Source organism: Candidatus Leptofilum sp. (assembly GCF_965223285.1).
In the GTDB taxonomy this organism is placed as follows: domain Bacteria; phylum Chloroflexota; class Anaerolineae; order Promineifilales; family Promineifilaceae; genus Leptofilum.
Window position 1 is genome coordinate 2,937,919 of the sequence record NZ_OZ244997.1, and the last position, 11,296, is coordinate 2,949,214.

The window sequence follows — 11,296 nt, forward strand, 5'->3', positions numbered from 1 at the left end:
CGTTACTCTTTTTGCTCTCTGGATTCTCTGGGCGTAGTGGGTAAATAGCCAGTCTCCCGCTGGAGTTTTTTGCGCTCAGCCACCACAGTGGTCGCTTCTTGCGGGTCAGGCGGCTTTTTGCCTTCTTCAAAGTGCAGATATTCACGCTGGGTGGGATAGGCAAAGTCGATGTCCCAATGGTGCTTAAAGGCACGCAAAATGGCTTCCCAAATATCTTGCTCGCTGCCGCGCCGCTTGCGAGGGTCTACCATGTAGCGCATGGTCAGCACCACGCCGCTATCGGCAACGCTGGTGTAGACGGTAGGAGACACGTTGGAATAGCTGATGACAAATCGCTGCCCAGAGCGGCGAGCGCGGCGCACGGCGTCAGCCACATCTGGTGCTAAATCGTTAACAATGTTAACAAGAATTGCTTTGGCTTTTTCCCAATCGCTCTCGAAGGTAACCATGACGGGGATTTCATTCCAGATGAAAGGGAAGCCCTGGTGCATGTTGTTGAGTACTTCAGAGAAGATTTTGCCGTTTGGCACGTGGATAATGCGGCCAGTGCTTTGTTCTGCGTTGATGCGACGGCCGATTTCTAACATGCTAAACGAGAACACACGAATGTCGATCACGTCCCCAAGCTGCCCATCAATTTCGATGCGATCACCAACCACAAACGGCCGTCGCCATACGATAAACAGCCAGCCCGCCAGTGCCACAATCAAATCTTGCAGGGCAATGGCAATACCAGCAGACAACAAACCAAGGTATGTGACCAGCGTGCCGATGCCCTCTAGCCAAACCCGCCCCACCAGCAAAATGCCTAGCACCACCGAGGCATACTCCACCGTTTTTCGCAGATTGTACAGGGTCCGAGGGCTGTTGGCATAGCGGCGGTCAATGAGCCGAGTTGCCAGCCAGCGCAACACCCCCAAGACAATGAGAATGAGAATTGTCACCAGCAAGTTGCGCTGGATTGGATTCGTCAGGTCAATATTGAAGTTGGCTAAAAAATTAGTGATCGCCCGGTTCATGTCTTCAATCATAGGGTAGGTGGCCCTCTTTATTTACATAATCTGGGCGAATGATTTTTACAGATACGGCCGTTTGCGTCTCCACCCACTGTGCCAGCCGTTCAATGGCATCATCACCAAACACATTCGCTGTCGTGCCGCGTGGTGCACCCAGCACCAACAAGTCTGCCTGAGCATCCTTTACGAAGCGCGTAATCTCATCCCGCACCTTGCCCTGACGAATCCGAACCTCCGTACCAAGATAGGCAGCGTCTGCTCGCTTTTGGGCAATACGCAGCAGCGTCTCTCCCATCCAGTTCAGTTCTGTTAGCAGCGCATCTTTCAAGCTGGTATCAATATCTTCATCCAGGCTGTGCGGGTCTACCACATATAAAAAGATAAGCGGCTTGTCTGATGCCTTGGCTTGCTCGATGGCCGCCATTTGCGCCACCCGGCTACCTTCACCCCCGCGCGTGGCGCACACAATGCTACCCATGATGCACCTCCTTGTTCTCTACATCGAGTCCCCGATTTTTCTTGATAAGCTCCAGTGCCGCCACGCGGTTGTTAAGCTCAATAATGAGTTCATCATGCACTTCGTTGGAGATAAGGCCACGCCGTGCAGCTTCACCAATAGCACTGCGCTCCGCATTCAGCGCATCTTCACGCGCCTGCAAATACATCTCCTGCTCCAGTTCAGGGAAATCCTGTAGATGCGTGCGCAAATCTTCTTTTTTATCCAAGATTTCTTCGTCGTACACCTGCCCCATAGAGTCCCAAATGTCTTTGAACAAGATGCCGTTTTCGCGCAGGCGATCCAGCTCATGCTTGCCAGCCCATTTGGCGAAGAGGGTAGCCTGCCGCCGCTGTAACTCTACCCGCTGCGGCGGCTTGTCGGCCAGCTTTAGCCTGCTGATTAACTTCTCGATGGTCATGCCTTGCACCAACAAGGTAAACAGCACCACGCCAAAGGTCATCACCCGCAGTTCAAGAGCCACGTCAGAGCCGAACACAGCGTTTTCAATGGACAGTGCCAGAGCCAAACTGATAGCGCCACGCAATCCCCCCCAATACATCACATGCTGAAAGTTGAGAGGAATACGGTTGCGGGGTTGGAAACGGCCGTAAATCCAGCTAAACACGTAAATGATCAATCCCCGGCTCAAAATGATGGCCATCACAGCCACCAAAATTGGAATAATATTGGGCTGTAGCTGTGCCAGCTCGATCTCCAGGCCAATCAGCAAAAAGACCAGCGAGTTCACCACAAAGCTCAAAAACTCCCAAAAATTGTCCAGCGTCAGCTTCGTCGTCGGCGATGTATTCTCTAAACCAATATTTCCTACCATAAGGCCTGCCGCCACCACCGCCAAAATGCCGCTAAAATGCAGCTCGTCCACGCCAATAAATTGCCCAAACGACTCTGCTACCACAAACGAACCAAAGGCCAACGCCACCGTCGTCGCCGTTTCAATCAGATGGTCATCTACATTTTTAAGGATGATGTAGGAAACCACATACCCCATCACCAGCCCCACCGCCAGGCCTCCAAAAGCCACAATGAAAAACTCTTGCAACGCCTCGCCCAACCCAAACGAGCCGGAAAGCGTCCCAGCCGCCAAGGCCAAATTAAAAATGACGATGGCCACCCCATCATTGAACAAACTTTCGCCTTCTACCAAAATGGTCAGCCGCTTGTTTACCCCCAGCGTGCGGAAAAAGGCAATCACCGCCACTGGGTCTGTGGCTGAAATTAGCGCGCCAAAGGCTAGCGCCGCCGCCCAGGAGATGCCCAAAAATTGCACCACCAGCCCGCCAACCAAAAAGGTGCCAACTAGCGTGCCGCCGACGGCCAGCAGCAGCACCGGCAGCAAATCTCGCTTCAGCTTGCGCCAGGGAATATGCAGCGTGGCTTCAAAGATGAGCGGCGGCACCAAAATCGCCAAAATCAGGTCAGAGCTAACGGTAAAGCCTAAAAAGTTGGGGAAGAAGGAAAGTACCAAGCCCACCAACACCAAGGCGACCGTGTAGGGCAAGCGAATACGTCGCACCACAATGGCAACCATCGCCGCGATAAACAGCAGCACCATAAAACTGAGTTCCTGCTGTACCAAACCGCCACCATCTTCAGCAAATAAGAGCTTGGGTAATTGTTCTGTAAGGACGACTGTGTCCATATTTTCTCCTTGAAATAGTGGCTGGCGGTTAGCTGCTAGTTGTTTGGCACTAACCACTAGCCACTTGCAACCAACCACTAAAGATACGCATCCAAATCAACGGGTCCATATTCCCCCCGCGTAAATTTGCTTCTATTAGCACCCCACGGAATGGTGCAGTCGAAGCCGAGCTTGGCAGTGCGGCTTTTTTGCCCCGGCACGTGAATGCCGGAGGGGTCTAACGAACTGCCGGGCTGATTTTCAAACAGCAGCATATCCTTATTTCCCTGAAAGCGGGTAGCAAAGGCCCACTCGACTTGAGCAGGATCATAAATGTCTACATCGGTGTCTACTACCCAAACGTGCTTGAGGGAACCGTGCCCCTTGAAGGCGGCTTCAATGGCAAGACGGCCGTCTTCCTCTCCACCTTTCTCAATTTGTACCACCGCGTGCAGCCAGGAGCTGCCCCCCGGCGTAATGATGGCCCCTGTGCAGCGCGTCACCTTATTCACCTCAGCAAAGATAGTTGGCTCCTTGGGCATCCCCATCAAAATCTTATGTTCCAATCCGCCTGGCAGCAGCGCATGGTAGATGGGGTTGCGTCGATGCGTAATCAAATCAATCTCGATGATGGGCTGGTCGCGGGTGATGTCCATCGTCTCTGTCAGGTCCATAAATGGCCCTTCTTGCGTTTGCTGGCGGGTAATCCGCCCTTCCAGCACAATTTCTGCATCAGCAGGCACGGCCAAATTGTTGGTAATACATTTTACCAACGGCGTGGGGGCCAAAGCGTGGGCGACGGCCAGTTCATCCACATCCGGCGCGGCAGACATAGACGCTGCCAAATGCACCGCCTGCGACACGCCAATGCAAATGGCCACCGGCAAATCACCATCCACCTTTTGCATCGCTGTCCAGGTACCACGCCGCTCGATTATTCGGGCTGTAAAACGGCTTTTATCCAGCCGAAGCAAACGATGGTAGCACATATTTCTGCCAAGTTCTGGGTCTTCCGTGATGACGACGTTGCTGGCAATGTAATGCCCGCCATCCTGCGGCAAGTGGAACAAGATGGGTAGGTCGTTCAGATCGAACTGCTCCAGGATCACTTCCTGGCAAGGGCCGCTTTCAACCATTGGCGGCGTTTGTGGGTTTTCGGTGGCCTGCGCCAAATGCGCGATGAGGTCTGGCACCGGCACGCCTAAATCCATGCTGAAATATTTGCGATCTGAGCATGGCCCTGCGCAGACGCGCCAGTCGGGATAATTGACGATGTTATTAAACAGGATCGGCCGACCTTCCAGAGCGTGAGCTACATTGGCCAATTCGTAATTTACGTTTACCGGTTTGTTAATTTCAATGAGATCGCCTGATTGGGCCGCCTGGTCTAAAAATCTACGAAAGCTCATTCTTCCTCACTGTAACTGTTCAGTCCCTCGGAGACTTTTGAAGTTTCTACCTCTGGAACCTGAATGAAGACAAAACTTCAAAAGTCCAGAAGCCCGCCTTCATTTACGCAAAATTGACGCGAACGGGGCTGTAGCGTAGAAAATCCGCCATGTTGCCGTGCAGAATTGCATCGCGTCTTGGCATAATCTATTGTAAACTGTTTGGGTTTATCCTAAAAATTTATTTGTCAATGACAAACTCAGTGATGAATCCACAGATTAACGCAGATTACGCAGATTTTTTGCCCTAATCTGTGTGAATCTGCGAAATCTGCGGCTCGTTTTTGAAAATTTATTGTAAGGAGTGACTGCATGTTGCGCCAACACCCTTTGTTGTTCTTCATTTCAATTCTTTTTATGGCAACGCTGGCTTGCAATGCCTTCGCTGGGGAAACGGAACCTGCTATCTCATTTCCGCCACCAGCGGTAACGGTGGTTGATGGCACGGCCGTTCCTGATAGCGAAACCCCGATTGCCGACATCGCCCCCACTGCCACCTTGCCCGGCGGCGGAAATGACGGAACGGCCGTTGGTAACGGCAATCCGTATGTGACAATTCTGGTGGATCTAAACATTCGCTCCGGCCCTGGCGTGGTGTATGATCGTCTAGGCTTCTTTTTAAAGGATTCTACAGCGCAAGTGCTGGGCCAAGACCCAACGTCTGGCTGGTGGCTGGTGGCTTGCCCCAGCGACATTGCTGCACCCCAATGCTGGGTTTCCGGTGGGTCGCAATACACGCTGGGCAGCAACACCAATGGCGTGCCGGTAGCGGCCGTGCCGCCAACGCCAACGCCCGTGCCGACAGCCACGGCAACCACACAACCTGCGGCAGATACGGCCGTTATTGGCGATCTGGGCAGCTACATTGTGTACAGCGACACGGACGGCATCTGGCGGCTCCCGCTTGACACCATTCAATCTCCACCCACTGCCGGTGAACCTGTGCAATTGGCCGCTGTCGCCAACGTGGCCCAATTGCTTGTCTCACCCAATGGACAGCAAATTGCCTTCGTGGCGGGCGACTTTGACAGTAACCAACTCGGCATCGTTGCCGCAACGGGTGGCAGCCAAATCTTGGTCTCCTCCACTGATTTGCCGGAACCAGACAATGATGATTTTGCCATCCTTATCAATCAGATTGCCTGGTTGCCCGACAGCCAGGCCGTGGCTTTCAACAGTCGCATCGTCAACCAGATCGGCCCCGGCGTCGCCCCTCAGCAAGATTTGTGGCTGGTAACCACAGATGGCAATCTGACAGAACAGTTTGCTCTAGGAGACGGTGGACATACCTTTTCCCTCTCGCCAGATGGCAGCCGCATCATTTTTGGCAACCCAGAAAGCGTTACGCGGGTTAATCTGGATGGCAGCAACCAGGAAACAGTCATTGAATTCCCATTTGTGAATACCGCTAGCGAGTACGCTTGGGTACCCACTGCCCAATGGCTACCCAGCGGCAGCCAGGCTTACGTTGCCATTGCTGATGATGACCCGTGGCAGGAAGATGCGATGGCCACCTTGTACCAAATTCCGGTGAGCGGCCCAGCCGTAGAGATTGGCTATGTCATTGGCAACACGCTCTTTTCCCCGGTGGATTGGACGCGCAGCGGCGGCAACCTGGTTTACATTCAACTAATCATCAACGACGAAAATCTACAGACGGTCGTTTTGTCCGACGGCGACGGCGGCAACCCAATTCCATATGATTCGGCCAGCCAGCTCATGTCAACAGGGTGGAATCCGGCGGGCACACATTTTCTCTATGCTGGGCAAGATTTTCTTGGCATTGGGGAGGCAGGCCAGCCACCGTTAAAGGTTTTGGTGGCGGAGGGTATCATTTCCCAGACGTGGCTGACAGATGAGGCGTTTGTAACGGCCGTTGGCGACAGTGACAATTGGCAGTTCCTCACAGTAGATTTGGCAGGAAAGACGCAGGTTGTGGGGGAAACTGGTAACGATACGGCCGTTTTTGATGTGTGGACGCCTTAAAAATGAAATCAACAGATTATTCTGATCTGGGCATGTATTGATAAAGCCTGACTCTAAATTCTCTGTGGCCTTGTATGACAAAAAAGAAGTGCGCCCCCTGTCCTGCATAAACAGGGGGCGCGTGCAGAGGGGATGTTGTTGGTGAGGTGATAAGATGAGGGACTTCACCAACGAAAACAAAAAGGAGCACTGCACAGTAATTGCTGTTTAGGTGTTGTCCGATACCTGCTCTAACAATTACTGCCCATAACAATTACCTCACGGTAACTGGTGTTGGCGGCACAATCTTGCAAGGTCAAGTCTCGACCAAGTGGATTGTCAACTCCTCGGAGTTGATACGTTGTTAATTTGTCACTAAAGACACAGAGATTTTTGAAGGATCGTTTTACTTTTTATCTCCCTGTGTTCTCTGTGGCTTTTTTTACTAGCGACGGCGCAGGAACGCCGGGATTTCTAAATTAGTTGGTGCAAATTTAGGCTGCACCGGTTCCAATTCCCGCTCTTCTTTTTCGCGGGCGGGTACCTGCCGTGAGGTAGTTACGCTAGCTTCTGTTTTGGGGCGATGGGTTGGTGGGCTGGTTGTACGGCCGTATTGCTGCTGCAAAACCTGTCGCCGGGAAATCGTCCGCTCAAAGCCAGTGGCGATAACCGTAATGCGCATCTCGTCGCCCATGCTCTCGTCGATAACCGCACCAAAAATCATGTTGGCATCTGGGTGCGCCGTCTCGCGGATGATGGCCGCAGCCACGTTCACATCGTACAGGCTCATATTTGGCCCGCCGGTAACGTTGAACAAAATGCCCTGTGCCCCGTCAATGGTCACATCCAACAGGCGAGAGCTGATGGCCTGCTCTGCCGCCAATCGTGCCCGCTCTTCACCTTCGCCATGCCCCACAGCCATCAAAGCTGCGCCACCTTCAGACATAATTGCTTTCACATCAGCAAAATCCAGGTTGATAAGGCCAGGCACCGTAATCAGTTCACTGATGCCCTGAATGCCCTGACGCAGCACATCATCGGCCATTTTGAAGGAATCTTTCAGGGAGACACGCCGATCGGTTAGTTCCAGCAGGCGGTCGTTGGGGATCACAATCAGGGTATCGACATGCTCTTTCAGCTTCTCGATACCGGATTCAGCCGAGTTGGCCCGCTTGCTGCCTTCGAAGAGGAACGGCCGTGTCACCACCCCAATCGTCAAAGCACCCTGCTCGCGGGCAATCTTGGCCACAACTGGAGCCGCACCAGTCCCCGTACCACCACCCATGCCAGCAGTGATAAACACCATGTCAGAACCGGTGAGAACCTCGTGCAAATCTTCGGTAGACTCTTCGGCCGCTTTTTCACCCTGCTCAGGATGGCCACCGGCGCCGAGACCGCGCGTCAGTTTTTCACCAATGCGCACCCGCACAGGGGCGTCCGAAAGCAGCAACGCCTGATTGTCTGTATTAACGGCGACAAAATCGACGCCGTTGATGCCTTCTTGAATCATGCGGTTAACGGCGTTACAGCCGCCGCCACCAACACCAACTACGCGAATACAGGCTGCATTTTCAAACTCAGGCGCTCTTTGCATGTGAATACCCTCTTACTCGAAGCCATCTGCACAATTTTGCTAACTGTTTTGCGGACGGCCGTTTACAGATCAAAATTGAGAGACAAGGGGCAAACAATAGCCTCTTCCCGGGTTTGCCCCTTGTCCTCAACGGTTAAAACAATGTTGCTTTGTTACCAGGCCGTGGATCGTACCGACTGGCATACTGGTCGAGCGTTGCTTTTTCTACCAACCATTTGTTGCCAAATTTGATGGCTGGCAGCTTCCCCTGGCGGATCAGGCGGCGTACAGATTCTGGATGAATATTCAGCCGTTTGCTGACCTCTGCCACACCCGCATAATTTTCAATTAAGTCGTCTTTACTCATTGCTTCTCATCATTTTGAAGAAGCATCCTCACAAATGCGGGATACTACAACAATTACAACTGTTGCAACAATACAACAAAACTTGACATATGTCAAGTACCAATTGTTGTAATAGCTCAACAAAGATTATTTACATAAAGAGGGTGAGACGGCCGTAAATCCAAAATCAGCAACAAATTACACGAATGGGCGGCTGATTCGCGTTAATTCGTGAAAATTCGCTGCAAAGAAATTGAAATGTGGTGGCTACAACTTAATCGTTAGGGAACTTCCCCACCCAGCCCACTTCGATGCCCGCTTCAGCCCACAGCCGCTCACACAGTTCGCCAATGTGCAGTTGCAGATGGCGAATATTGTAGAATTGCAGCTCCAGCTTGTTGAGCGGAATCCAGTCAAAGCCAGAGGGGGCTTCTGGGTTGAGCTGGCTAGTTTGTTTTGTGATCTCATTTTGGCAGATGGCCAGATAATCCAGCATCTCGGCCTGACTGTACGGTTCGCCTCGTTCCCATGGTTCATCTGGTACCCAGGGCGTTGGCCCAAAAGCGTTGAGGTTTGGCCGATGCTTCTCCCACGGGACGAAAGCAGCTTCTTCTGGCTGGGCATAGAGGTGGGCGTAAAAGAGGGCGTGGTAGGCAACGTGCCAGAAGGGGTTGGCGTGGCTGGCATCTTGCCACAAATCATCAGGGCATTTTTCGATAACTTGCTTCATCATCTCCAAAGCGGCTAAATATTGAGAGGTAATTTCTTTGTGCATATCTTTTCCTTTGTTATTCAATCGTTTTGGGTGTGCCTTGATGAAACCGAATTTGCCAGGAACGGCCGTTCCAAACCCAAAGGGAGCTGCGTAATGTTTCTCGGTATGGATTGCCCAGATCATCAACATGGGCAGACGTGTAGGTGAGCAAAGCAACGCCTTCTGCCAACAGCGAAACTGTGTACTGGGTGGCGTGTATTTCTGGCAGAGGATTTTCTTGTTGAAGGGCTGCGATGATTTGGGAACGGCCGTAACGAGCACCAGAGCGGCCAAATTCTTCAAAGTCCGGGTGGAGCAATGCTTCCAACTTGCCTAAATCATGCCTCACGCCGTTTGTGTGCAGCATCTCTTCCAGATGGCGCAATGTCAGAAGCAGATTGTGAACCATAGATTGATTGTCACGAACTACGCTTCATTTGATTTTTCTACAATTTTTAATTCCCCGAGGGAATTGGCAAAGCTCCAAACATCCTGCCTAGGGTGTGGCACACCGAGCTTTGTCAACAGCGCGTGTATCTGCGTACGGTGCTCAATCCCATGATGGATTTCTGCGTTGATGAGAACCCATGCTTTGAACTCGGCTACTTCATTGTCATCTTCAAAACGGATTGGCTTATCGGGATCAGTCTGCCTTGCATAGTCACGCAATGCTGTACCTGATTGTTGTGCCATCTCACGCAATTGTTCCATGCTCAGACTATCCCAATCGGTATCAGCCGCCCAAAAGTTTGTGCCAGATAGATCACGTAGGGCATTTCCTTCACCTTGGATAATGTGGACAATGAGGGGTTTGATTTGGCCGAAAATGCCCTCAACTTCCACAGCTAGCTGCTCTTCAGTCAGTGTCGCACAAACAGCTATCAACTCTATATTTGCTTTGAGATTCGCCTCAAACTGTTTATCAATAAAACTTGTCATATTGAAGCCTGTTAGGGTGGCATTTTGGTTTATAGAAAAATTACATAATACGTAAACGTGTGCCGACAGTATAAATTGTTTCCCAATCACGATCAACCAGAGCAGATGTGTGCAGCCTGCTGGCGGAGTTGGTATGATGAAGGGTATGGATAAAGATGAGGCATTGATTACGGCCGTTACCACCGCCATCAAACAGTCCAAAAAGTACGGCGACACCAGCGAAGCCACCATCCGCCAACTGGCCGAGGAGGCGGCGCGCCAGCACAAAAAACCCAAAGCGGCTATTAAAGCTGTGCGCGCCCGGCTACACAGCATCATGGCACCGTATCTAGGCGATCCGGATTATGCGGCCATGGCCCAGCAACTCAGCGAAGCGTTTGCCCACAACGACCAGGATCGCATTACTCAGCTTTGCCTCGCCAGCCTGGACGCCCACCTCTCCACCCGTGAACGGCTGCCCATTATGGCCGATTTTTACCGCGAAATCTTTGCCGTTACTGGCCAGCCGCAAGCCATTTTGGACATTGCCTGCGCCCTCAACCCAATAGCACTGCGCTGGATGTACCCGGCGGACAGTAATGTCGCTACGCGACCGCTTGGCGAACAGTTATCAGTAAACGGTAATCAGTTGCGGTTTTATGCGTATGATATCCATGAGCCGCGCATTCGGTTTATCAACCATTATTTCCAGCTAGAAGGGTTAGAGCCACTGGCGCGGGTGCAGGATGTGGCTATGCACTTTCCGCAGGAGCAAGCAGATGTGGCTCTGTTCCTCAAAGAGATGCCTCGCTTTACCCGCAACTATGGCAATTTGGGACGGCCGTTGCTCCAAGCCCTCAACGTCCGCTGGTTAGTTATCTCCTACCCTAGCGTCAGCACTCACGGCGGGCGCAACCTCACCAACCGCTACCGCGACTTTATGCACAAGCTCATCGACGGTTTGCCCTGGCCCCTTACCGAGCTTCTGTTCGACGGCGAACTCGTCTTCATCATTGAAAAACAACCCAAATTCGTCAAGTGAATGAAGCTGTTACAATACCAAGCAAAGGTCATGATTTTTGTCACCTCACGGCTTTAATCATTACCGTGTATGCTCTGAGTATTGTGTAATCGGCCA

At 52.0% G+C, this 11,296-nt stretch carries 11 protein-coding genes; 2 read left to right on the forward strand and 9 right to left on the reverse strand.

Annotated features, from left to right (window positions below; translation table 11 throughout):
• Positions 1–2: 2 nt before the first annotated feature.
• From ACOQPU_RS13285 to ACOQPU_RS13300, 4 genes are all read right to left on the reverse strand, one after another.
• Complete coding sequence (locus ACOQPU_RS13285) at positions 3–1,031, reverse strand: mechanosensitive ion channel family protein (RefSeq protein ID WP_420645578.1); 1,029 nt, start codon at positions 1,029–1,031, stop codon at positions 3–5.
• Positions 1,024–1,494 carry a universal stress protein gene (locus ACOQPU_RS13290; RefSeq protein ID WP_420645579.1) on the reverse strand — a complete coding sequence of 157 codons (471 nt, stop codon included), beginning with the start codon at positions 1,492–1,494 and terminating at the stop codon, positions 1,024–1,026. The genes ACOQPU_RS13285 and ACOQPU_RS13290 overlap by 8 nt, the downstream gene beginning before the upstream one ends.
• Positions 1,487–3,175, reverse strand: coding sequence for a Na+/H+ antiporter (locus ACOQPU_RS13295; RefSeq protein WP_420645580.1), 1,689 nt, complete (start codon positions 3,173–3,175; stop codon positions 1,487–1,489). Before ACOQPU_RS13295 ends, ACOQPU_RS13290 begins: the two co-directional genes overlap by 8 nt.
• Before the next feature lie 77 nt (positions 3,176–3,252).
• Positions 3,253–4,563: a UbiD family decarboxylase gene (locus ACOQPU_RS13300; protein WP_420645581.1), complete on the reverse strand. Its 1,311-nt coding sequence runs from the start codon at positions 4,561–4,563 to the stop codon at positions 3,253–3,255.
• 351 nt (positions 4,564–4,914) lie between these two features.
• Between ACOQPU_RS13300 and ACOQPU_RS13305 the strand changes: the two genes are divergently transcribed.
• A complete protein-coding gene (locus tag ACOQPU_RS13305; protein WP_420645582.1) occupies positions 4,915–6,588 on the forward strand; it encodes a hypothetical protein in 1,674 nt (557 codons plus the stop codon).
• Between the two features lie 424 nt (positions 6,589–7,012).
• Here ACOQPU_RS13305 and ftsZ read toward each other — a convergent pair whose 3' ends face one another.
• From ftsZ to ACOQPU_RS13330, 5 genes are all read right to left on the reverse strand, one after another.
• Complete coding sequence (gene ftsZ / locus ACOQPU_RS13310; protein WP_420645583.1) at positions 7,013–8,161, reverse strand: cell division protein FtsZ; 1,149 nt, start codon at positions 8,159–8,161, stop codon at positions 7,013–7,015.
• Between the two features lie 133 nt (positions 8,162–8,294).
• Positions 8,295–8,507 (reverse strand): helix-turn-helix domain-containing protein, encoded by a 213-nt coding sequence (locus ACOQPU_RS13315; protein ID WP_420629767.1) that lies wholly within the window; start codon positions 8,505–8,507, stop codon positions 8,295–8,297.
• Between the two features lie 253 nt (positions 8,508–8,760).
• Positions 8,761–9,261 (reverse strand): DinB family protein, encoded by a 501-nt coding sequence (locus tag ACOQPU_RS13320; RefSeq protein WP_420645584.1) that lies wholly within the window; start codon positions 9,259–9,261, stop codon positions 8,761–8,763.
• Positions 9,262–9,274: 13 nt separating this feature from the next.
• Complete coding sequence (locus ACOQPU_RS13325) at positions 9,275–9,649, reverse strand: DUF4440 domain-containing protein (RefSeq protein ID WP_420645585.1); 375 nt, start codon at positions 9,647–9,649, stop codon at positions 9,275–9,277.
• 17 nt (positions 9,650–9,666) lie between these two features.
• A complete protein-coding gene (locus ACOQPU_RS13330; protein ID WP_420645586.1) occupies positions 9,667–10,179 on the reverse strand; it encodes a DinB family protein in 513 nt (170 codons plus the stop codon).
• Positions 10,180–10,312: 133 nt separating this feature from the next.
• Here ACOQPU_RS13330 and ACOQPU_RS13335 point away from each other — a divergent pair, with 133 nt between their 5' ends.
• Positions 10,313–11,200: a hypothetical protein gene (locus tag ACOQPU_RS13335; protein ID WP_420645587.1), complete on the forward strand. Its 888-nt coding sequence runs from the start codon at positions 10,313–10,315 to the stop codon at positions 11,198–11,200.
• The last annotated feature ends 96 nt before the right edge of the window (positions 11,201–11,296 follow it).